This window comes from Rugosimonospora africana (assembly GCF_016862975.1).
GTDB lineage: Bacteria > Actinomycetota > Actinomycetes > Mycobacteriales > Micromonosporaceae > Rugosimonospora > Rugosimonospora africana.
The window spans coordinates 1-22,703 of the sequence record NZ_BONZ01000124.1 but is presented as its reverse complement, the minus strand read 5'-3'; the positions used below and the strand labels follow the sequence as shown (position 1 = coordinate 22,703).

The following is a 22,703-nucleotide window of genomic DNA, read 5'->3' as shown; positions in this document are numbered from 1 at the left end:
ACCGGAGTCGGCCGACCGGGTCGGGCTGCCAGATCCGCAGCGGCCGGCTTCCGAGCCTGAGGCGCCGCAGTCGCCGGCTTCCGAGTCGGAGGCGCCGCAGTGGCCCGCTGATCCGGAACGGCCCAATCGGCTGGCGGACCTGCTCCAGGGTGGGACCGGGCCGCACGTCCCGGAGCCGCCGACGCGCAGCCGCATCGAGCAGTTGCTGTCGGGGACCTATCCGGTCGCGGCGCCGGAGCAGAGCGCCGGGTCCGCATCCGGCGCGTCCGGCAGGCATCGGGCCGGCGATCTGAGCATGCCGGGCGACCGGGAGCAGGCAGACCGGCAACCGGGTGAGACCATGGCCGACCCGTACAACGTCATCCACGCCTCGTCGGTGCCGGGCGACGAGTTCAACGGGCTCGGTGAGCAGCCCACCGAAGAGCACCAGCAGGACCTGATGGACGCCGTACCCGACGCGATGGCCGAGGCCGTCACCGGACACGGTGGGCTCACGCTGTCCGAGCACGGCCCCGACGTGTTCGAGGTCGGCCTGCCCGACGGCGGCTCGTTCACGGTGCGGGTGGAGTTGCGGCCACACGACTTCGACGGTGCCGCGGAGTCCACACTCAACCACGATGACAATGAGCATGTCATCCAGTTGTCCGACGAGTTGCCGGTCGAGCACGTCAAGCGGGCCCTGGCTCACGAGATCGGCGAGATTGTCGAGGACCGCGAGCGGTACCTGGCCGGTGAGCCGGACAACCCGCCGGACGCGCTGCGGCCGGGAGAGTTCGAGCCGGAGACCCGGCTCAGCCCGCACGACGCCGGCCGCGTTCAGGAACTGCGCGTACTGGGCGAGGACCTGGAGCGGCTGCCCGAGGCAGGGGACCGTACGCCGGAGCAGGAGGCGTTCGCCGACCGTACGCTGCGGTCGGGCATGGCGCTGACCGACCACCTCGGGCTGCGCGATGGAACCCCGGGGGCGCACGAGCGCCGCCAACTCGTGCTGGACCACGTCGACCCGGCACGGCGCCCGTACGTCGAGCGGATTCTCGATGAGGCCGGCCGCTCCGAAGAGGCCATGTCGCCGGACGAGCGACGGATCCTGGCCGAGGTCCGCGCCGCAGCCGAAGCCGATCAGGCCCGGCTCGACGCGGTCGCCGACGCCCAAGAGGGCACGACGGCGGACGGGGACGGGCGACGGAATGCTCACGATGAGACAGACGTCACGCCCGAGCAGCCGGACGCTCCGGTTGACCACGACAGCGACGCGTTCCTGCCGGAGGAGCGCACGCCCGAATCGGAGCTCCAGCAGCACCTGAACGAACGGGCGCGGGAGTTCGCCGACCGGCGGGGTACGACCGTCGAGGCGGAACGCCAGCAGTTCGTGCTCCAGCGGGTGATGGCCCGGATATTCACCAGCCACCCCGACGCCTGGATGATCAAGGGTGGCCAAACCTTGCTGGCCCGCTGGGCCGACGGCCGGGCGACCAGCGACATCGACCTGGTCGGCAGGGACCCGAACCACCTCGACCCCGACGAGCGAATCATGGCTCCTCCCACGCGGGAGGAGATGGTGGCGCGCTACACCGAAGCGCTGAATCTGGATCTGGGCGATCACCTGACCTTCGAGCTGACCTACGACGGCGACCTCCAGCACGGCCTGGGCGCGCGCCTCAAGCACACGGCGCTGCTCGACGGGCGGGTCGTCGGTGAGGTCAGCGTCGACCTGGCCCCCCCGCGGACCCGGCCGATGTGGGAACCGCCCGAGATGATCGATTTCCCGGAACACATTCTCAGCACCGGGCACCCGGACGAGAGCCCTCAACTTCGGGTGATCTCGCTGACCGACACCTTGGCGCACAAGGTCTCCGGAATGTTCACCCAGGGCGTCAAGACCGAGCAGACGAAGTGTGGGGACTGCCTGCCCCGGTCGCAGGGCCTGTGGTCCTGCCAGACCGGAGACCTGCCGTACCGGGTTCAGGACATGGTCGACACTCTGATGATCGCCACGCGTGGGTCTTTCGACGCTCCGACGGTTCAGAAAATGCTGCACGAGGAGTTCTCCTGGCGGATCGAACAGGGCGAGCCGCTGCGGGTGCCGAGCAAGTTCTACGTACCCAACCCGGAGTGGCACGAGGGCTTCGAGAAGTACGCGTCCGGCACGCCGGGCCTGCCGTTCGAGGCCCTTCGCGAGGCGGTACCGGCCGCTCGCGCGTTCCTCAACCCCTTGCTGGACCGGGTGAACCCCGCGACCGGCACCTGGGACCCGGAGCGGCGCGAATGGGTCGGAGCGGAGCACGCCGTTGGCGACGGATCCGCACCGGCCGCCCGCCAGCGGATACTCGTGGTCGCTCACGCGAGCGGCCGGTCGGCCGGACTGGGCGGTCTGCCCGTCGCCAGCGGCGAAATCACCAAGGCCCTGGCCGGTCTGGACAACACCGAGGTCACGCTCCTCACGATCGGTGAGACCGAACCCCACGGCGACGCAAGGATCATCACGGTGCCGGCCGACCCGGGCCGGACGCCGCGGGTTCAGATGCTGGATCTCGCGCGGAAGGACGAGCCGGTTCCCGAGCTGCCGCCGGTGAACAGCGACTCGTACGACGTCGTGATCGGACATTCCGGGTTCTCGAGCAGCGCGGCCATGGAGATCCGGAACCGCAGGTACCCGTCTGCCGCCCTGGTCGACGTGCTGCACATGCCGATGGAGCGCTACGCCGAGGTGCAGGGCAACCCAGAGCGCGGGCTTACGGCCGCCAAGTTCGAGGCCGTCGTGATCCGCAACTCGGACCTGACCGTCGGGGTGGGGCCGCTGCTGACTGACCATGCCATGCGGCTTGCCGTGGGCTCGGTCCGGCCACCGAGCTTCCACGAGTTGATACCCGGGGTCGAGGTCCTCGGCGAGCTGGGCGAGCCCCCGTCCGGGGACACCTTGAACTTGCTGTTCGTTGGCCGTGCCGGTGACGCGATCAAGGGGTACGACGATCTGTTCAACGCCGTGGCCGACCTGCACGATCACGACGTACCGGTGCACCTGAGAGTCCGCGGCATGGACGACGCGGAGCTGGAGCGGCAGCAGCTGCTGGCCGACAGCCGGCTCGGCAGCGGGGTCATCGACCTGCGTGGCTACACCACGGATCGCATGGAGCTGCTCGACGACTACCGCTGGGCGCACGCCGCCGTCATGCCGTCCAAGATCGAGGGGTACGGCCTGGCCGGAGCCGAACCGATCGCGCACGGGCTGCCGACGTTGGTGAATGAAGAGAGTGGCCTGGGCCAGGCACTGCTGGATGACAGTCGCTTCCCGGCCCACATCGCGGCGCCCAGCGTGGTACGCGACGCGGGACTGCTCGATCATCCGGAACGGCGAGCCGCGGCGTGGTCCAGGGCGCTCCAGGATCTGCACGATCACTACGACGAGCGGCGCGCGGCGGCGACCCAGCTCAAGGCGGTCTTCGAGCAGTACACCCGGCAGCACGCCGCCCGGGCGCTGGCTGACGCCATGCTCGAGGCGACTCCGGGCGCCGGCAACGTCACCGTCCAGGGCCCGAATGGATCGGTCATGCCGCGCTCCGGCCTGACGATGGCCGACGTGGAGGCGACGGCTCAGGCCGCGGAGGCGGCGCAGAGCGGGGCGGGCAGTGCCGGAACGGCTTCGGACAGTTCCGCCACCGCCTCGACAATCTCTGACACGCGGGCACCCCAGCCCCCGTCGGCCGGGGAGGCATCGCCATGATGGTGGTGATGTGCGACCGTGGACCGCGAGGTGAGAGATGACGGCTGAGCAGGCTTTCCGCGCGATTTCGTCGGTGGCCGGCAGGCAGCGCGGGCTGGTGACGGCGGCACAGCTCGATCGGCTCGGGGTGGACCCGGCTGATCGGGAGGAGCTGATCCGGCGCGGGGGACTGACCGAGCTGGACTGGGGCGTCTTCGAGATCTACAACAGCCCGACCGAGCCCCGCTATGCGTTCCCGTACGCGGCCTGGCTGGCGTTGCGCCCCGCCACCTACGTCTGGGAGCGGGCCGGAGCGGGCGGCGACCTCACCGCCGACGCGGTCATCTCGCATGAGTCGGCCGCCCGCGCCTGGGGGCTCGGCGCCCCGAGCCCCGGCCGTGCCACGTTCATCGCGCCGGAGCCGCTGACCGCCCCGCGCGGAATCCGGGTCGTGGCCGGCACGCCGCGGCCGGACGAGGTGACCGTCCACCAGGGACTGCCGGTGACCATCGCCCACCGGACCATCCTGGACCTGGTCCAGGACCACACGGACCACCTCGAATTGCGCGGGATCATCTCCGACGCCGTCCGGCTGGACCTGGTCGACCTGGGTGAGCTGCACAGCGACCTCAGCCCGCTGGCAGACCGGTTCCACTTCCCGGCCACCGGGCCGGAATTCGCCGGTTGGTTCCTCCCGCACCTTGACGACGCGGCGCTGTCGCCGCGCAACAAGCGTGCCCTGACCGCTCTGCTCGCGCCGGCGGCCGGGATGGCGGGCGATACCGGTGGCGCGGCGGGCTCGGCGACGTCCCGGGCGGATGCCACACCCACCACCGGAGCCACGGGCGAGGCGGGCGGCACAGGCACCGGCGAGAATGCGGCCGGTGACGGCAGGCACCGACTCGGGTCGGCGGGCTGACGTGGCCGGAGCCGATGCCGACGACTTCTGGCGCAATTCGGCCGCGGCGCTGCGAGCCCGCGGGCGGGCCGGTGACTCGGACGTCGAGGGGCAGCTGCGGCGGCTCGTGGAGATCGAGCAGTACGAGCGACTGTACTCGGTCGCGGCCCAGATGCTGACCACCGAGGGGTGGTCCCCGACCGACGACTGGCCGCCGGAGCGCCGGCAGTACTGGCGCGACCTGGAAAACCTGTTGGCCACCGGCCGGTCGGACCAGCCGGGTACCGCCTCCGACCCGGCCTGGCAGCTGGCCTCGCGGCTCGACCCGACCGGCCGCCCGATCGCGATCGCCGACGCGGTCCGCGACTGGATGGATCGTCTGGCATCGCGTCCACTGAATCTGAGCGACCTCGATGAGAGCGACCTCGACGCGGGCGACGATCCGGACCGCACCGTCATCGCCGTCCCAGGGCTGACCCACCTCCTCATCACCGAACTGCTCAACGAGCTGGTCGCGCGGGTGAGCCCGGGTCGGCCGATCGGCATGGTCGGTGACGGCGGAGCCGACTTGGCCGCGGTCGCGCAGGGACTGGCCGACCAGCTGCGCTCGGCGCTCGGCGCCGCCGCGCTCGCCGGGCCGGGGCTACCCGGGTCTGTGCCCGGGGCGGGACCCCGCCCGACGCTGCGGCCCCCGCAACCCCTGGCCGCCGGGCTCGTCCTGCCGGCCGCCGTACGCGACCTCGCCGACGTGGCACACCGCGCGGCGGCCTCCCTGCCGACCCCGGAGCAGCTGGTCGCCGCGGGCGACTACTCGGTCCGCCACGCCACCGCCGTCGTCGCCGCCGACCTGCGCAACGGACTGCGGACACCGGCCGGACCACAGTGGCGCGAGCGGCGCGAGAGCATCCGGCCCCAACTGCACCTGGTGACCGGCTTCCGATTCGACGCTCCGGCCGGGCGGCCGGTCAGCCTGGCCGAGGCGGCAGCCGAGATGAAGCGGGAACTGGGTCGGTTGACCCCGCCCTGGCGACCGGGTCCCGGCCGTCCGCTACCCGAATCGACGCCCAAGGCGGGCTGGATGGCTCTGCCTGACGCGGTCGCGCTGGTGACCGCCGAACTGCTCGACGAACTGGCCGCGCGCCTGCGACCCGGCCAGTGGATCGGCACGATCCGGATCAGCGCCTGGCCGCTGGCGCAGCTGGTGCAGTCGCGCCTGCGGCTGCGGGCCATCGCGGTCTGACCGGCGCCGTTATCGACGCTAGGCTGGTCCGATGGCCATTCCGCTCGCCCGCAGCAGCGAAGAAGCCCAGCTGTACATGACCCTCAACCCGTGCTCCTGTGGCCAGGCCCGGTTTCCGGCGGACAGCATGCTGCTGTCCGCTGGTGACGAGATGCTGTGCCGGTACGCGACGGCTTGTCCGGATTGTGGTCAGGCCCGGGAGTTCCTGTTCCGGCTGCCGGCCGAACCCGAGCCGAGAGTGTCGCGGGACCAGGTGTGGTTCGGGGGGGAGCACCCGTCGGAGCTGATCGACGCGGGGCAGTGGATGTGGGTGGCCGAACGCTATGCCGGGCTGCACGCCGCCGACCCTCGGCAGCTGGCGCCCGGGGAGCTGCCCCGGGCGCGGGCGGACCTGACCTTCGCGGTGGCCGCGATGGACGAGGCGGCGAAGTTCGTTCCGCCAGGAGCCGACGGGGTACCGGAGTCCGCCATCTGGAGCGATCGCGGTCGCGAGGAATATCGGCGTGAACCGTTCCGGTTCCGGCGCTCCGCGATCGACGCGGTACGCGAGGCGTACCGGGGCGAGCTGGCGAGGCTGGGGCAGGCATGAGCGAGCGAGCGTGGCCGGCCGGAGGCGGAGGTCGTCGAGCGGCTGGGCCTCGACCGCGACCAGGTGCACCGGGCAGCCATGTCCGAAGCGCTCGTGCCGGGCGCCTACGATCCCGTCGGCGACCCCAGGCACCACCTCGGCTTCACCAGCAACTGGGCGGTCGGCGACCCGACCGGCAGGGTCAGCATCAACCCGGACGCGTACCGGTTCAAGGCGTGGTTGTCCCTGGAATACTGACGGGCCCGGGTGGTTGACGTTCCCCGGCCGTGGCGCGCGACGGGATACCGCCTGAGCTATGGTGAGGGGCCGGTGCAGACCGATCGAAGCGGGCGCCGTGTGCGCGGATGGGGGAGGTTCGATGGCCGCCGAGGCGGAGTCGCCCCGGCTCCGGAAGATGATGGAGCTGGCGCGCTGGCACGACGAGTGGGCCAAGCGGCACGCCGACGACGGCCGCTTCCGACCGGAAGAGCATCCCGACCCCGACTCCGACTACAGCGTGCATCACGTGGACGTCGACCCATCGGCGGACGCCGAGGCCGAGTTCATGATGCGGGCACGGGAAATCATGGGCCTCGACCCGGTGACCGGCCGGCGGGTGTCCCCGCCGCCCGACGACACCGGCGACCGCGAGGGAGACCGAGATGCCTGACAGTGCCGACGTGCTCAGGGCCGCGGTCGACGCGGCGCGAGCCGGTGACCTGTACCGCCTGAGCGCCATGGTGGACTGGCCGCTGTCCGGGGCCGGGCAGATCGGGCAGTCGCTGCCCGGCGTCTTGGAGCAGGACCGGGCCGAGGTGACCGCGAGCGGCCTCGCCGAGCTGGACTCGGTCGCCGCCGACCCGTCCGTCATCGAAGAAATCGTGCGCCCGCTCGCCGGACGGCTCGTCGCGGCGCGGGAGATCAGGCCGGCCGACGCGCGGGCGAGCGCCGCGGCTCTGGCGATCCTGCGGGTACCGGCACCGCCGCCGGGGTTGACCGATGAGCAGCGCGAGCGCCTGACCGAGCTGAGCGTGCGGGTGGACGCGTTGCGTGAGGTATACGAGATCGTCGACGACCGGGGTGAGGTACCGGTGGTCGTGGCGACCGACTCGGGCATGCTCGTCATCGTGCTGGAAGACTGACCGCGCCGCGGTTGTCGATCGCTTGGAGGAGGACCGTGGCGCGTCGCAACGGCGGGGAGCCGTCCGGTTGGGTGCGCAATGGCCGGCGGGCATGTGGAGTTCTGCTCGCGGCCACGTGCGCCGTACCGCTGTCGTTGGCCGCACCGGCCGGGTCGGCCCTAGCGGCGGATGACAACTGCAGCACGATCCAGCCGTCGGTCGCTCCGGTGCTGTGGGCACAGCAGTTGCTCGCCGCGGAGCGGGCCTGGGCGTTCACCGACGGCACCGGCCAGACAGTCGCTCTGCTGGACTCCGGCGTCGATGCCAACCAGCCGCAGTTGCACGGTCACGTGTCCGCCGGGTTCGACGCGGTCAGGGGCAGCGGCGCGGCGAACACCGACTGCGCCGGGACCGGCACCCAGGCGGCCGGCGCGATCGCGGCGCAACGCTCCGGCACGTCCGGGATCTACGGGGTGGCGCCGGGCGTGACCATCGTGCCGGTGCGGGTGACCGGCGAACCGGGGCAGGACGCGACGACCCCGATCACGCCCACGGTTCTGGCGCGGGGCATCAACTGGGCGGTGAGCCAGCACGTCGACGTGCTGGACATCTCGGTGGCGATGGGCGTCAACGACCCGAGCGTGCGCGCCGCCGTCGCGAACGCGGTCGCGGCCGGCATCACGGTCGTCGCCGCGGTCGGAGACGCGGGCGACGCGAACGGCGGCAACCCGACGCCGTACCCGGCGAACGATCCGGGCGTCATCGGGGTGGGCGCGATCGGCCCGGGCGGCGTGCGGTGGGAGAACTCGGAGCACGGCGACTACGTCGACCTGGTCGCACCGGGGGCCGCCGTACCGGTCCTGCAGCGCGGGAGCGGTGTGGTGAACAACGACGGCAGCACCGCGCTCGCGGCCGGGTTCGTCAGCGGCGCCGCCGCGGTGACCCGGGCTCGCTGGCCGAAGCTGACGGCGGCGCAGATCAGTGCGCGGATGCTGGGTACGGCGACACCGGCGGCCGGGGGACAGAACGGTCCACAGTACGGGCACGGCATCGTCAACCCGTACGGTGCGGTCTCCGACGACATGGTCAGCCGCGCCCCGGTACCGATGTCGGCGTTCACTCCGGCCGGGCCGAGCAAGGCGCAACTGGCCCGGCAGGCGGCCTGGAACCATGGCCGGCGGCTGGCGATCCTGCTCACCGCGATCGGACTCGGCCTGCTGCTGGTCGTGACGGTGACCGCGGTCGGTCTTCCCCGGGCCCGGCGACGCGCCTGGCGTCCGGCGTACGCGGCACCGCTGCCCACCCGGATGGAGTCGGACGAGCCTCCGCCACCGGCTCTGCTGTTCGAGGAGCCCGCGCCGGGCGAGCAGCCGATCGGCCGCTGAGCCTTCACGCTCCAGCAGCCGATCGGCCGCTGAGCCTTCACGCTCCGGCACGCCCCGAACGGCACGCTCCGAACACAGCGAAGCGGGCACCGGGTCCGCGAGGACCCGATGCCCGCCGTCGAGGCAGTCTCGGCTCAGAAACGAGCGGCAGCCGCCGCGTCGGCCTGCGCCATGTCGGCCCCTGCCTTGCCGACCTTCGCGCTCAGCTGCTGCAGCGTCTGAGCCATCTGGCCGGCGCTGGAGTGCCACTTGGCGCTGCACCCGCTGAACGCGGACGCACCCTGACCCTCCCAGCCCTGGGCCAGCAGGTTCTTGAACGTGCGGTCGACCTGGTCGAGCTGGTCGTTCATGTGGCTGACGAACGCGGCGATCGTACCGGAGATGGTGTCGATACCGCTGAAGTCGTAAATCATGTCGCTCATTTGTCGATCACCCCCGAAGAGCCGATGCCACGTTGCCGGCACCGGGAAGGTACGTGCTGGCCACCTTGGTGATCTCGTTTGCGGCGTCGGCGTCGGTCGAGCCGAACACCTGGTTCGACTGGTTGACGTTGTCCGCCATCTCGTTCAACGCCTCAAGGATCCTCTTCAGCTCCTGCCCCAGCTCGCTGGAGACGTTCTGGAAGCTGGTGCCGGCACTGCCCTTGAACGCAGGCGCCTGCGACTCGATTTCGTTGAGCAGGCGGGTCAGGTTGAGCGCGATGTCCTCACCGGCCTGTGTCGCGACCTGGGCCGCGTTGTTCAGCATCTCTGGCGTTACTCGTGTCTTGCCAGGCAAATTGCGTTCACCTCACTTCTTCCGGTGCCCCCGTTAGCGGGTGGCTTTTTCCCCCGACAAGCCCGGTGATGGTGCGCGCCGGGCGGAACAGTGGTGCAGAGACAGCCACGTGAGGCTATCAACGCACGGCACGACAAACCACCCAGGCCCCGTCACGAACCGTCCGTGTTGTGGTTGGGAACGGGGGCCTGAGCGGCCGCCGGATCGAGCGCCGGGCCGAGCGGAATGAGGCGTACCAACGAATTTGGCATGGCCACCCCGTTGGTCGCCTGGTACCCGAGCACTTTGAGTACCGCGTCGGACGACACCGCGTATCGGATGCCCAGATCCGTGACGACGTAGTAGCCGCCGGCCGCGGTCGTCGAGGACGCCATCACCGCGACCACCTCGACGTGACCGGCCGGCACGATGACCCGGTCGGCGAGGACCGTGCCGCTGGCCGTCCGCGAGCCGGTGGGCGTGCCGGTGCCGCTGACCGGAAGCGTGCCGCCGACCGACACGGCGGGCGGCTGCTTCGCGTTGCCGAACTCGGCGCAGATCTGGTCGGTCGGATTGGTCAGCGTGGCCAGCGTCGGCGGCCGGGTCGGCGGCGCCACGGCGTCGCTGTCCGGGCGCAGGTGGGTGCTGCGCGGCAGCTTGGTGGAGTCGCTGACGCTGATCTGCTGCGGCTGCGCGCCGCCCTGGCCGACCACGATGTCCTTCTGCAGTTCGGTGATCGGTGCCAGCCCGTCGTCGAAGACCAGCCAGTACTGCACTCCGCCGGTGCCGACCTGAGTGACCAGCAGGTCGCCGATGTGATGCCCGGCCGCCGCCGAGGAGGGGGAGCCGGTGTGCGCGATGCCGATCGGGTCGATGTCGGTGCCCCGGGGCAACCCGTTGAGCCACGCTGTGCCACCGGTGATCGGGGTGACGATGCCGAACAGGGCGGGTAGCACGTCGCTGTCGATCTGGTACCGGTTGCCGTGCCAGATCAGGTATGTCGACCGGGTGTCCGGGTCGCGTACCAGCAGGCTCTGGTCTCCCAGCGGCCGTGCCCCGGCCGGCGCCACGGACAGCGCGAGCGTCGTGGTGGTGGCGCCCTGGGCCGCCGGGTTCGCGGCGGTGCACAGGGTCCACGGGGCGCGAACCGTGTGGCCGGCGTCGGGCAGCGAGTCGGGCGCGTCCGGGATGCCGAGCATCACGCCGCGCGGAACCCCGACCAGCGCGGCCGACGACTCCCGGAACACGTTGCCGCGGTTGGTCATCGTGTCCAGCAGGGCCGACGTGAAGTTCAGCATCGGGTGGAGCTGGCCGCCGTTGTAGACGTAGGTGGCGCCGGTCTCCTTCTCGACGACGATGGCGCCGTTGGTCTTCCAGTTGTTGCTGCCGATCTTGGTGAGCAGTCCGTAGACGCCGAATCCGGCGCCGACCATCACCGCGATCATCAGACCGGCGAAGACCGCGCCGATGCCGCGCCGGAGCGGCGACTGCGCCGGGTCGGTCTCCCGCATCACGAACGCGGAGATGACCCGTTGGGTCAGGAACTGATAGGACTGCAGCTGATCTCGACGCGACGCCATCTCTCTACCGGCCCGACCTCACCCGCCGACCGAGGCGAACAGTCCCTGGATGGTGTGGAACACCCCGGCGACCGCGCAGGCCAGCGGCACCAGCGCCATGATGGCCAGGACGTCCACGATGTCGGCGATCCGCCCGATGTACGGCGACGGAGACCGCCTGCTGTAGACCATGCCGGCAGCCAGCACCAGCCCGGCGACCGCGGCGATGACCGCGAGCAGCAACAGCCGTACCCCGGTGTTCGAGGTGTGCAGGCTGAGCCTCAGCATGGTCAGGGTCAGCAGGAGGATGCCGCTGCACATCAGCGGGATCCGCTGCTGCGGGGTGGGGAACAGCCGGCCGCGCAGCAGCAGTGCGCCGGCCGCCGTGACGATCAGCAGCTGGTCCACGACGCTGCCGCCGAGCACCAGCACGGCCGCGCAGCACACGCTGACCACCGCGGCGACCAGCAGCATCCCGGACAGCAGCTCGGTCGCCCGCGCCACGGCGGCGAACACGCCCTCGCGCCGTGGGGTCGGCCGGTCCTCCAGGATGTCCTCGGGCCGGTCCGGCAGCGCCGGTACCGGCAGCTTGCCCAGCCAGCCGGCGATCAGCGGATATCCAGGCAGCATGCCGAGTACGACGGTGATGGTGACCGCCGCCGCTCCGGCCGGTGACATCCCGGCGAAGCAGAGCAGCGCGGCCAGCATCCCGGCCAGGCCGGTGCCGATGCCGGCGATGAACACCCGCAGCGTCGCGGCCGCTCCGGCGTATCCCAGCACGCCGAACACGGTGAGCGCGGCGGAGCCGAGCAGCAGCTGGGGCGCGCCGAGTCGGGTCAGCGCGAGGTCGCCCGGGGCGGTCAGCAACAGCCCGCCGACGAACGCGTACGGCAGGGCGGCACCGGCGACCACGCCACCCGCGACGGCGTCGGAGATGGCCCGGGACAGCACGATGCCGATGAGGGCGAGTACGGCGGCCACGGCCAACGCGCAGCCTGCCGGCAGCGCCCAGGACGGTCCGGACAGCAACACCTCGGACAGGCCGAGCACGAGCACCACGGCGGCCACCGCGAGGCCGCAGCGCCGGGTCGCGGCGCTGCCCCAGGACCGGCCGGAACGCCGGGCGCCGCTCGCGATGACCTCGACGATGTCGTCGTAGGCCAGCTCGGGCCAGTCCATCCGGCGGGGCACCAGGTTGAGCAGTTCGCCATCGCGGACACCCTGCACCGCGAGGCTGCGCACCGGATCCAGCTCGGCGCCGGTGGCCCGCCGCAGGGTCCAGCCGCCGTGCCGCTCGCCGTCGTCGGCGAGGTCGTCGCCGGCGTGGCGCAGCAGATGTGGAAGCAGTTCGGCGACGAGTGCGTTCTCGGGCAACGCGACATCGACCCGCCGCTTCGGCGTGGCCACGGTTACCCGGGCCAGACCGAGCCCAACCGGGGCCGTCACACTGCTCACCTCCCGCGGAGTTCGGCCGCTTGACCGCGGCGCCTCGTCTGCGCGCCGCCGACGGCCGCAGGGCCGGGCGATTCGGGGCACGAGAGCGCACATCGGCCCCGTACCGGGGGTCAACCTAGCATGCGGCCGCGGGTGCGGCGGTCCGCGCTCTTCCCGTCCGGGTGCCCGAGGGGTCGGGCCGGTCAAGCGGCGGGAGTATCGGTAGCACTGGGCCGCCAGGCCCGCCTGGTCTGTGGGCGGGCCGGTCAAGCGGCAGGAGTATCGGTAGCACTGGGCCGCCAGGCCCGCCTGGTTTGTGGGCGGGCCGGTCAAGCGGCCGGAGTATCGGTAGCACTAGGATGGCCCGGGTCTGGGAGGGGAGGCCGCGTGGGACTGGTGATCGTCAGGCGACCACCGCGTCGACTCGCGCCGCCGATTCCGAGTGGAGAGGTCGTTCTCGACCCGCCACCCGAGATTCCCACGGCCACCGGCAAGGGCTGGAGCCGGATGATGACCATCATGCCCATGGCGGCCGGTGCCGCCGCGATGGGCCTGATGATGGGTGTGCAGCGCGGTGGGCCGCTGGCGTACGTGGCCGGTGGCATGTATGGCGTCTCCACGCTCGGCATGATCGCCGCTCAGATCGCCGGCCAGGTGGGCGGCCAGGCCAAGCGCGACATGATTGACGCGCGCCGGCAGTACATGCGCCGGCTCAGCCAACTGCGCGCGCAGGTCCGCGCGACGATCCGCCAGCAGCGCGAGGCCGTGCACTACCGTCACCCCGACCCGGAGGCGCTGTGGTCGACCACGGCCAGCGCCCGGCTCTGGGAGCGCCGCCGCGCCGACCCGGACTTCGGGGTGGTGCGCATCGGCATCGGACCGCAGGAGATCGCGACTCCGCTGATCCCGCCACAGACCCGGCCGGTCGACGAACTCGAACCGCTGTGCGCGGTCGCGCTGCGCCGGTTCGTGTCCACCTACTCGGTCGTGCCCGACCTGCCGGTGGCGATCGCGCTGCGCGACTTCTCCCACGTATACCTGCGCGGGCCCGACCAGGCGGTACGCGGCCTGGTCCGAGCGGTGGTGGCCCAGCTGTCCACCTTCCACGCCCCCGATGACCTGCTGGTCGGGCTGTGCGTGTCGGACATCCAGCGGCCGGGCTGGGAGTGGGCGAAGTGGCTGCCGCACGCGCTGCACCCGGCGAAGACCGACGCGGTCGGGCCGGTCCGGCTGTTCGCCCCGGCGATCACCGCGCTCGAGGCGATGCTGGACGACGTGCTGGCCAACCGGCCGCGATTCAACCCGTCGATGCCCGGCTCCTCCGGCGGTCCGCACGTCGTGGTCGTCATCGACGGCGGTGCCACGGCCGGCTCCGACCACCTGATGACCGACGGCGGTGTGGAGGGCGTCACCCTCATCGACCTGTCCAACCCGCCGCCCCGGTTGCTCGACGAGTCCGCGGTGGTGCTCGACGTCGCGGCCGACGGCACCGTCACCGGCACCACGATGGACGGCTCGACCGAGGTCGGCAAGGCCGACACCATGGCGCACAACGAGTCCGAGGCGCTGGTCCGCGAGCTGGCACCGCTGCGGCTGTCCGCCACGTCGTACGCCGACCAGTCCGTCACGGTCGACCTGGGCCTGGCCGAACTGCTGGACCTCGGCGACCCGTACGACTTCGACGTGGCCCGCGGCTGGGCGAGCCGACCCAACCGGGACCGGTTGCGGGTACCCATCGGGGTGAGCCTGGACGGCCGGCCCATCGAGTTGGACCTCAAGGAGTCGGCGCAGGAGGGCATGGGCCCGCACGGCCTGCTGGTCGGCGCGACCGGTTCCGGCAAGAGTGAGCTGCTGCGCACCCTGGTACTCGCGCTCGCGGTCACCCACAACTCGGAGATCCTCAACTTCGTCCTGGTCGACTTCAAGGGCGGCGCCACCTTCACCAAGCTCGACCGGCTGCCGCACACCAGCGCGGTCATCACCAACTTGGAAGAGGAGCTGTCGCTCGTCGACCGCATGCTCGGCGCGATCCAGGGTGAGCTGATGCGCCGCCAGGAACTGCTGCGGCACGCCGGGAACTACGCGTCGCAGCGCGACTATGAGCGCGCCCGGGCGGCCGGCATCCCGCTGGCCCCGCTGCCCAGCCTGCTCATCATCGTCGACGAGTTCAGCGAGCTGCTGACCGCCCGCCCCGACTTCATCGAGATGTTCGTGCAGATCGGCCGCGTCGGCCGGTCGCTGGGCGTGCACCTGCTGCTCGCCTCGCAGCGGCTGGAGGAGGGCCGGCTGCGTGGCCTGGAGACGCACCTGTCCTACCGGATCGGCCTGCGGACGTTCTCGTCCATGGACAGCCGCGCGGTGCTCGGCGTACCGGACGCGTACGAGTTGCCGCGCTCGCCGGGGCACGGGTATATCAAGGCCGGCACCGAGGGGCTGATCCGGTTCCGGGCCGCGTACGTGTCCGGCATGTACCACCGCGACGGCGGCCGGCAGCCGCTGGACGGGCAGCCGTCCGACATCGTCCGGCCCTACACCACGCACTACGCGGCGTCGTCCACGCCCGAGCAGCAGCACGTCGAGCTGCCGGAGGAGGCGGACGAGCCGGTCGGCGGGGACACCCTGCTCGACGTGCTGGTCGGCCGCATGGAGGGCCGCGGCATGCCGGCCCACCAGGTGTGGCTGCCGCCGCTGGCCGACCCGGCGACGCTCGACCAACTGCTTCCGCCGATCGTGCACACCGCGCAGCGCGGCCTGAACGTGGGCGACCCGGCCCTGCACGGCGCCGTGCACGGCGTGGTCGGCATCGTCGACAAGCCGTTCGAGCAGCGCCGCGACCCGATGTGGCTGGACCTGTCCGGTGCCGCCGGCAACCTGATCGTCATCGGCGGCCCGCAGAGCGGGAAGAGCACGTTCCTGCGTACGCTCATCGCCAGCGTGGCGCTGACCCACACCCCCGCCGAGGCGCAGTTCTACTGCCTGGACTTCGGCGGCGGCGCGCTGACCACGCTGCGCGACCTGCCACACGTCGGCAGCGTGGCCACCCGCCGGGACATCAACCGGGTGCGCCGCACGATCGCCGAGCTGCAGGTGCTCGTGCAGGATCGGGAGCACCGGTTCGCCACCGCCGGGGTCGACGGCATCGCGACGTACCGCCGGGCCAAGCGCGCGGGCCAGCTGCGCGACGACCCATTCGGCGACGTGTTCCTGGTGGTCGACGGCTGGTCGACGCTGCGCTCCGACTTCGAGGACCTCGAACCGGTCGTCGCCGAGCTGGCCAACCGCGGGCTCGGCTTCGGCGTGCACCTGTTGGCCAGCGGCAGCCGCTGGATGGACGTCCGGCCGGCGCACCGCGACGCGTTCGGCGCGAAGATCGAGCTGCGGCTGGGCGAACCGAGCGACTCGGTCATCAACCGCCGGGCCGCGGTCAACGTGCCGGAGCGCCTGCCCGGGCACGGCCTGACGCCGGACGGGCTGCACTTCCTGACCGGCCTACCGCGAATGGACGGCGCGCAGCGCGTCGAGGATCTCGCCGACGCCGTCGCCGAGCTGGTCAAGGTGGCCCGCAACGACTGGACCGGGCCGCCCGCCCCGCGGGTGCGGCTGCTGCCCGACGAACTGCCGTACGAGGCGCTACCGAGGCCGGTACCGGGCAGTGGTGGCCGGTTGCCGGTCGGTGTGGCGGAGGCCGACCTCCAGCCCGTACACCTGGACTTCGACGCCGAGCCGCACGTGCTGCTGTTCGGCGACATCGAGTGTGGCAAGAGCTCGTTCCTGCGCAGTCTGGCCCGGGGCATCACCGAGAGCTACGACCCGAGCCAGGCCCGGGTCATCCTGGTCGACTACCGACGCAGCCTGCTCGGGTGTGTCACCACCGACCACCTCATCGGCTACGGCACCTCGGTTCAGGTGACCAACGACCTGATCCAGCAGGTGGTCGAGGTGATGAAGGAACGGCTGCCCGGCCCGGACATCACCCCGGACCAGTTGCGCAACCGCAGTTGGTGGCGCGGCCCCGAGCTGTACCTGCTGATCGACGACTACGACCTGGTGGCCGGTTCGACCGGCAACCCGCTCTCGCCGCTGCTGGAATACCTGGCCCAGGCGCGCGACATCGGCCTGCACCTCATCATCACCCGGCGGATCGGCGGCGCCAGCCGGGCGCTGTTCGATCCGATCGTCGGGCGGATCCGTGAGCTGGCGTCGCCGGGCATCATGATGTCCGGGCCGAAGGAGGAGGGTCCGCTGTTCGGCAACATCAAGCCGCAGTTCCTGCCTCCGGGTCGCGCCTGGATGATCACCCGTCGCGAGGGTGCCCGCCTGGTCCAGCTGGCCTGGTCGCCACCGGCGCAGTAGCGCCGGCCGCGGCCGGGTGGGCTCAGCGCGGCCCGGGCGGACTCAGCGTCGGGCAGGCGGACTCAGCGCCGGGCCGGGCCCTGCCGCCGCTCCACGCTGGTCGGGCTGATCCACACGTACCGGTCGGCCCCGCCGCCGATCAGCGCCAGCATCTCGTCCTCCATCTGCTGGAGCAGCTGAGCGCTCTCACCGGTCAGCCGCAGGGCGGTGGCGGCCAGCGTCGCCTCGCCGAACGCCAGCCGTTGCATCATCACCAGCTGACCCTCCTGCAGCGCCGGTACGCCCCGCTCGTCAAGCTGGCGCAGGACGGTCAGCTGGGTCTGCCACGGGCCGAGGTCGACGGCCGTCGTCGGGCCGACCACGCCCAGGTCGTGGATGACGAGCACGGGCTGCTGAGGGCTGCCCTGGGTGTTCACCGGACGCTCCCCGTGCAGCACCGCGACCCGGTCGGACCGGCCGGTGGCGTGCTCGCCGAAGCCGTGCCAGGCGGCCGGATCGCCGGTCAGTACGACCGCGTTGGCACCGAACGCGAGCGCCCGGAACGCCACCATCTGAGCCGCCCAGACGCCACCGACCAGGGTTATCCGGGTCGGCTCGGGCCTGAAGAAGCGCACCGGTACCGGTCGCTGGTCGACGTCCGCGCCGAGGATCAGCCCGGTGCCGGGGGAGGAGACGCCGATCATCTCCAGGGCGCTGAGCGAGGCGGAGTGCCAGCCGATGTGCAGCCTCGGCTGCGTGCCTGAGAACACCGGCTCGCCGCCGTCGGCAGGCCGGCGCCCGCCGTAGACGGTGCCGTGGTGCGGGATGTCCGGCGTGGAGGCGGCTGCCGTCGCGGCGGAGCGGCTCGCGGCGGCGCCGGTGGCCAGTGCGGTCGAGGTCGTGGTCGCCGCGGCACGCTGGGCGGCCCGACTGACCGGGTTGACCAGCCCGGCGGGTTCGTTTGCCAGCCCGGCCGACGGGGCGGCCACACCGGCGGGAGTGGCGGGAACACCGGCGGTGGCGACACCGGTCGAGGTGGCGATGGCCGGGGGCTGCTGCGCCAGGGCCGGTCCGCCGAGCACGGGCGGCGGTGCGACCGGCTGTGCGACCGGGGGTGCGGCCATCGGCGGCTGGGCCACCGCGGCCTGTCCCATCGGGGCCTGTCCCATCGGCGGCTGTGCGGCGGGCTGCTGGGCGCCGGGTGCGATGAGCGGTGCCGCGGCGGCCGCGCGGTAGGTGCCGGGCGGCAGGTACGAGTTGTAGCCGGGATGCCCGGCCGGTGCCTGCCGCTGCCCGGGAGCCTGCTGAGGATCCGGGCCGGCGTGCGCGCCCGGCGGCGTGGCCTGCGCGGCGTACTGCTGGGCCGCCTGCGCGCCCGGCGGAGCGGTCTGGGCGGCGTACTGCTGGCCGCCGTACTGCTGCTGGTCGCCGGGTTGCTGGCCACCGGCCTGCTGCTGGTTCGGCTGCTGCTGGTTGGCGGCTTGCCGGTTGCCGTACTGCTGGGCGCCGATCACGCCGCCCTGGCCGCCGTACCGGGTCCCGTCGTAGTCCGGTCGCGTCATCGCGGGCCCCCTCCGGTCGGTGCTGTCGCATAGGCGGCCGGGCCCTGCTCGCCACCCAGCTCGAACAGGCCCGCGTGCGCCAGCTTGGCGCCCCGGACGACTGCCTGGCAGACCGACGCCAGCTGCTCCGGAACGGCCGCCACCCGAGTCAGGCACCGGATGTCGACGTCGTCGCCGCCCTGTGGCGCGAGGACGAGGGCCACGCTGGTCAGCGCCGCTGGCGCGGTGGACAGCCAGTCGAGCAGGGCGGTGGCCTGCGCGACCGACGGCCAGTCCCGGATCCAGTAGGAGCGGTGGGCGAGCCGGCCCGAATACCAGACGTTCCAGTCTTCCCGCGGCCGTACCGGCGTCGAACCGTCCGGCGGCGCCAGGTCGCAGGAGCGGGCGAGCGCGTCGAGCAGGCCCTCGCGGTCGAGCGGCTGCGCCGCGATGCCCTCCCGGCGCAATGCCTTGACCAGCCGGCGGAGCAGCGCGGCGACGACGGTGGGCGCCTGTGCGGTCTGCTCGGGCAGGTCCGCGCCGAGTTCGGCGAGCGCCTGGGCGTCCAGCCGGACCGCGAACCAGGTGACCCGGTCGACCGGTACCCCGACCGGACCGTAACGGTGCAACAACTCACGGTATGACTGACCGGAGGTGTCCTGGTGTGCCGGGGCCGGGATGCTGTGCGTGACCACCTGCACCACGGCGCCGGGCTGGTCGGCCTCGGCCAGCGCGGAGACCAGAGTGTCCAGCGGCAGGGGCGGGCGGGCGTCGTCGCGCATCGGCGCGCTGGAGGACAGCGTGGCTACCGCGAACCATCCGGCGTCGTCGCGACCGACACCGATCTGTGACCCGTCGGGTGCGGCGAGGTCGTCGACGACCAGGCCGGGCGCGAGCCACTGGAGCGCGGACAGCCGGGCGTCCTCGGGCAGCGACGGCGGCCGGGACCGGCGCCGCCGCTGGAATTGCCAGGTCATCACGCGGCGTTCCAGCCACCACCGGCCCTGTTGCCGGCCGAGCGACACGACGAGGACGAGCAGGCCCAGCGCCACGGCCACGACGAGGACGACCAGGTTGCGACCGAACGCGACCAGGATCGCGACGATCGCCGCCTCGGCGAGCAGGAGCTGCACGACGTGGAGCGAACCGAGGTGGCCGGGCCGCCGGCGGGGGAGCAGGGTGGCCGGCCCGGTGCGCTTCGGCGCGTCCGCGCCGACCCGGGCCGTGGCCCGGATGTGTACCGGCGATCCCGTCATACCGCTTCGCACCCTCCGGAGGTTCCTGCGTCCGCGGCATCCGCCGCCCGGCCCATCGCGCCGCGCGAGTCATGATGCCGCCCGACTCATCATAGGGAGCGGCACCGTCCCCGGCCGCCCACCCACGCAGCGGGAATTGCCGGGTGTGACCGACCCTCTATGATGGGTCGGATTTCACGGGAGGAACACAATCGCTAAGGACCGGTTATGACCGCGACTGAGCACAGTGGACGATCGCGCAGAGTAGGACCTTACATAACTGTCGGTACTGTCGTCGTCGTTCTCGCGGCGGCCTGCCTCACGCTCTTCGGCCTCGGCGCGTTCGACCGCGCGGTGGCCGTCTACGACCCGACCGCCTGGCTGTTCAGCAAGGCGAAGGGCGAGCTGGGCCGGGTCAACGGCAACACCGCACGGGTCGACACCCGGGTGAAGGTCAAGGGCACCGCCGGCCACCGGGTCGAGGTGACCCAGACCGACCGGAACCTCATCGTGCGCGACCTGGACACCGGCGTGGTCAGCTCGCTGGATCTGGCTACCCTGCAGATCGCGGCCAGCCTGAACACTCCCCCGGGCCAGGGGATCCGGATCGCGATGCACGGCAACTCCGCGTACCTCCTCGACGAGGTGCACGGTCAGATCCGGCAGGTCGATCCGCTGACGCTCAAGCCGATCGGCTCGGTGGTCAACTTCTCGCCCGGCATGCGCGGTGGCGACTTCGACACCGACGGCAAGCTGTGGCTCGCACTGCCCAGCGAGGGCACCGTGGTGTCGGTGACCCCGGCCGCGGAGACCGGTAAGAGCCCCGCCGTGGAGAGCCAGACCGTCGCGGAACCGAGCCATGACCTGAACCTGTCGGTCCTCGACAAGGGCGTGGCGGTTCTCGACCAGACCGCCGACCAGCTGGTGACGGTGCTGGGCAGCCAGATCACGAAGACCCCGCTGTCCGACGCCGACCAGGGCCTGCTGCCGCCGCGCACCAGCGGCACCGACGTCCCGGTGACGATGCCGGACCGGCGCCAGGTCGACGCGGTCTCGCACCCGTCGGTCTCGCAGTACAAGGTGCCCGGCAACGGCAACAGCCTGAGCCCGGCGGTCGCGTGGGCCGGCTGGTACTACGTCGCCGACGACGCGGCCGGCGCGGTGTACGTGCTGAACCAGTCCGGCACGATGGTCGACCAGATCCAGTTCCCCCGCGGCTCCGGCCAGCTGGAACTGCAGGTACGCGACGACTACCTCTACATCAACTCGGTCGACGGCACCACGGCCCGGGTGGTCAACAAGGCGCACAAGGTGTCGACGGTCAACAAGTACCCGAACGACGTACCCGGTGGTGACCCGCCACCGCCGCCGCCGGTTCAGCCGCCGCCGCAGAAGCCGCAGGCCGGGCCTCCCGGCGCGCCGCGCAGCGTGGTCGCCTCGGCCGGCAACGCCACCGTGCACCTGACCTGGGGTTCGGCGCCGTCGAACGGCTCCGCGATCCAGAAGTACGTGGTCAACGGCGACGGCCGCGAGTTCACCGCGGGCGCCGGCCAGCGCGCGCTGGACATCACCGGCCTGACCAACGGCAAGACCTACACGTTCTCGGTGTACGCCGTGAACGCCAAGGGCGAGGGGCCCAAGCGCGACTCCAACCCGGTCGTGCCCACGTCCGAGGTGCCGGATCCGCCGGCCAGCGTGACCGCGCACGAGCAGAAGGACGGCACGGTCTCGGTCAGCTGGGCGGCCGGCAACGGGCTCGGCCACAAGGTGGCCAACTACCAGCTCACGGCGAACGGGCCGGACGGTCCGGCGCAGACCTGGCAGGTGAACGGCTCGAAGACCAGCTTCACGGTGCCGGCCGGAACGCTGACCTACGGCACGCAGTACGCGTTCTCCGTGGTCACGGTCAACGACATCGGCGCGGGTTCCAAGGCGTCGCCGCTGTCCGGTTCGGTGGTGCCGTACACGCTGCCGTCCACGCCGACCGGTGTGACCGCGAAATCCAGCACGACCGCCGCCGGTGCGGTGAACGTGTCCTGGAGCGCGTCGGAGTCGAACGGGCGGGCGATCACCGGCTACGTGGTGTCGTACAACGGCACGACCAAGACCGTTGACGGCAGCGCGACCAGCGCCACGCTCACCGGCCTGACCGGGGGCAAGGCGGTCAGCATCACGGTCGCGGCCACCAACGCCGCCGGTACCAGCCCGAAGTCCAAGGCGGTCAGCGCGGCGGCGATCGGGAAGCCGACGATCACGCTCGGCAGCCCGTCCGTGAGTTACAACACCATCACGATTCCGTTCTCGGTCAACGCTGGCGGCGGCACGGCGAAGTGCACCGCGACCGCTACCTCCAGTGGGCTACCCGACGGCAAGGCGAGCGGGTCCTGCACCAGCTTCAAGCTCACCGGCGTGGCACCGGGCGGGAAGTACACGGTGAAGGTGACGGTGACGAACGAGGTCGGCAGCGCCGTCGCCTCGAACACAGCGACGCCCACGAAGGTGACCGGCACGGTGACCTGCATCAAGCAGCCCGGCGACAGCTACTGCAACGGCGGCATCGGCATCTACAACCACCCGGCGCAGGTGGAGTCGAACACGATCCCTCCCAACGCGATGAACGGCAAGACCTACCCGGCGTACTGCCAGACCCCCGGTGGTACCAACACGCAGGAACCGGGTGGCGGCACCACGCTCCACGCCGGCGTCTACAACAACAACAAGACAAGCAGTGTGTGGATCAAGATTTCCACGAGCGCGGTGTACATCCCGTACGTCTGGCTCAACTTCGGCGTCAGCCTAGATACGCTGCCCAGCTGCTAGTCATGGCGCAACCTCTCCGCCCGCTCAGCCCCGCCGAGGTGCGCTCGTTCGCTACCGCGTTCGAGCGCATCGCGGCGGGCGTCAGCTCCGTGGTGCTCGGCAAGGCGCCGGTGG

General features: G+C 71.8%; 16 protein-coding genes. 10 read left to right on the top strand and 6 right to left on the bottom strand.

All coding sequences use genetic code 11. The features are described 5' to 3' along the window. The 8 genes from Raf01_RS47165 to Raf01_RS47130 form a co-directional block, all read left to right on the top strand. Positions 1-3,721 (top strand): glycosyltransferase family 4 protein (locus Raf01_RS47165; RefSeq protein WP_203924721.1); only part of this gene is annotated, 3,721 nt, incomplete at its 5' end. A gap of 37 nt (positions 3,722-3,758) precedes the next feature. Further along, the gene (locus Raf01_RS47160; protein ID WP_203924720.1) at positions 3,759-4,619 is read left to right on the top strand and encodes a hypothetical protein; all 861 of its coding nucleotides are present in this window, start codon (positions 3,759-3,761) and stop codon (positions 4,617-4,619) included. Beyond that, complete coding sequence (locus Raf01_RS47155) at positions 4,585-5,838, top strand: hypothetical protein (RefSeq protein ID WP_203924719.1); 1,254 nt, start codon at positions 4,585-4,587, stop codon at positions 5,836-5,838. Before Raf01_RS47160 ends, Raf01_RS47155 begins: the two co-directional genes overlap by 35 nt. Before the next feature lie 31 nt (positions 5,839-5,869). Further along, positions 5,870-6,427, top strand: coding sequence for a hypothetical protein (locus Raf01_RS47150; RefSeq protein WP_203924718.1), 558 nt, complete (start codon positions 5,870-5,872; stop codon positions 6,425-6,427). Between the two features lie 78 nt (positions 6,428-6,505). Beyond that, on the top strand, positions 6,506-6,664 hold the full coding sequence (locus Raf01_RS47145; protein WP_203924717.1) for a hypothetical protein: 159 nt from the start codon (positions 6,506-6,508) through the stop codon (positions 6,662-6,664). Between the two features lie 121 nt (positions 6,665-6,785). Beyond that, positions 6,786-7,076: a hypothetical protein gene (locus Raf01_RS47140; RefSeq protein WP_203924716.1), complete on the top strand. Its 291-nt coding sequence runs from the start codon at positions 6,786-6,788 to the stop codon at positions 7,074-7,076. After that, the gene (locus Raf01_RS47135; RefSeq protein WP_203924715.1) at positions 7,069-7,548 is read left to right on the top strand and encodes a hypothetical protein; all 480 of its coding nucleotides are present in this window, start codon (positions 7,069-7,071) and stop codon (positions 7,546-7,548) included. The genes Raf01_RS47140 and Raf01_RS47135 overlap by 8 nt, the downstream gene beginning before the upstream one ends. Before the next feature lie 35 nt (positions 7,549-7,583). Beyond that, complete coding sequence (locus Raf01_RS47130; protein ID WP_203924714.1) at positions 7,584-8,912, top strand: S8 family serine peptidase; 1,329 nt, start codon at positions 7,584-7,586, stop codon at positions 8,910-8,912. Positions 8,913-9,046: 134 nt separating this feature from the next. Here Raf01_RS47130 and Raf01_RS47125 read toward each other — a convergent pair whose 3' ends face one another. The 4 genes from Raf01_RS47125 to eccD form a co-directional block, all read right to left on the bottom strand. After that, on the bottom strand, positions 9,047-9,334 hold the full coding sequence (locus Raf01_RS47125; protein ID WP_203924713.1) for a WXG100 family type VII secretion target: 288 nt from the start codon (positions 9,332-9,334) through the stop codon (positions 9,047-9,049). Between the two features lie 7 nt (positions 9,335-9,341). Then, positions 9,342-9,689 (bottom strand): WXG100 family type VII secretion target, encoded by a 348-nt coding sequence (locus Raf01_RS47120; protein WP_275413216.1) that lies wholly within the window; start codon positions 9,687-9,689, stop codon positions 9,342-9,344. Positions 9,690-9,841: 152 nt separating this feature from the next. Beyond that, positions 9,842-11,248 (bottom strand): type VII secretion protein EccB, encoded by a 1,407-nt coding sequence (gene eccB, locus Raf01_RS47115; RefSeq protein ID WP_203924711.1) that lies wholly within the window; start codon positions 11,246-11,248, stop codon positions 9,842-9,844. Between the two features lie 18 nt (positions 11,249-11,266). After that, positions 11,267-12,673 carry a type VII secretion integral membrane protein EccD gene (gene eccD, locus Raf01_RS47110; protein ID WP_203924710.1) on the bottom strand — a complete coding sequence of 469 codons (1,407 nt, stop codon included), beginning with the start codon at positions 12,671-12,673 and terminating at the stop codon, positions 11,267-11,269. A gap of 375 nt (positions 12,674-13,048) precedes the next feature. On the opposite strand from eccD, the gene eccCa reads away from it, so the two are divergent. Then, positions 13,049-17,014, top strand: a complete 3,966-nt coding sequence (eccCa, locus tag Raf01_RS47105) for a type VII secretion protein EccCa (protein ID WP_203924709.1) — start codon at positions 13,049-13,051, stop codon at positions 17,012-17,014. A 62-nt stretch (positions 17,015-17,076) separates the two neighbouring features. Here eccCa and Raf01_RS47100 read toward each other — a convergent pair whose 3' ends face one another. Both Raf01_RS47100 and Raf01_RS47095 read right to left on the bottom strand, forming a co-directional pair. Then, positions 17,077-18,555 (bottom strand): hypothetical protein, encoded by a 1,479-nt coding sequence (locus Raf01_RS47100; RefSeq protein WP_203924708.1) that lies wholly within the window; start codon positions 18,553-18,555, stop codon positions 17,077-17,079. Beyond that, positions 18,552-19,790, bottom strand: a complete 1,239-nt coding sequence (locus Raf01_RS47095) for a type VII secretion protein EccE (RefSeq protein ID WP_203924707.1) — start codon at positions 19,788-19,790, stop codon at positions 18,552-18,554. Before Raf01_RS47095 ends, Raf01_RS47100 begins: the two co-directional genes overlap by 4 nt. Positions 19,791-19,997: 207 nt before the next feature. Here Raf01_RS47095 and Raf01_RS47090 point away from each other — a divergent pair, with 207 nt between their 5' ends. After that, positions 19,998-22,589: a fibronectin type III domain-containing protein gene (locus Raf01_RS47090; RefSeq protein ID WP_203924706.1), complete on the top strand. Its 2,592-nt coding sequence runs from the start codon at positions 19,998-20,000 to the stop codon at positions 22,587-22,589. Positions 22,590-22,703 lie beyond the last annotated feature (114 nt).

What these genes read in the sequence shown, in the direction of transcription:
- Raf01_RS47125 (WP_203924713.1), bottom strand. Translation starts at nt 9,334, where the DNA reads ATGAGCGACATGATTTACGACTTCAGCGGTATCGACACCATCTCCGGT.
- Raf01_RS47090 (WP_203924706.1), top strand. Translation starts at nt 19,998, where the DNA reads ATGACCGCGACTGAGCACAGTGGACGATCGCGCAGAGTAGGACCTTAC.
- Raf01_RS47160 (WP_203924720.1), top strand. Translation starts at nt 3,759, where the DNA reads ATGACGGCTGAGCAGGCTTTCCGCGCGATTTCGTCGGTGGCCGGCAGG.
- Raf01_RS47095 (WP_203924707.1), bottom strand. Translation starts at nt 19,790, where the DNA reads ATGACGGGATCGCCGGTACACATCCGGGCCACGGCCCGGGTCGGCGCG.
- Raf01_RS47140 (WP_203924716.1), top strand. Translation starts at nt 6,786, where the DNA reads ATGGCCGCCGAGGCGGAGTCGCCCCGGCTCCGGAAGATGATGGAGCTG.
- Raf01_RS47135 (WP_203924715.1), top strand. Translation starts at nt 7,069, where the DNA reads ATGCCTGACAGTGCCGACGTGCTCAGGGCCGCGGTCGACGCGGCGCGA.
- Raf01_RS47150 (WP_203924718.1), top strand. Translation starts at nt 5,870, where the DNA reads ATGGCCATTCCGCTCGCCCGCAGCAGCGAAGAAGCCCAGCTGTACATG.
- Raf01_RS47145 (WP_203924717.1), top strand. Translation starts at nt 6,506, where the DNA reads ATGTCCGAAGCGCTCGTGCCGGGCGCCTACGATCCCGTCGGCGACCCC.
- eccB (WP_203924711.1), bottom strand. Translation starts at nt 11,248, where the DNA reads ATGGCGTCGCGTCGAGATCAGCTGCAGTCCTATCAGTTCCTGACCCAA.
- Raf01_RS47100 (WP_203924708.1), bottom strand. Translation starts at nt 18,555, where the DNA reads ATGACGCGACCGGACTACGACGGGACCCGGTACGGCGGCCAGGGCGGC.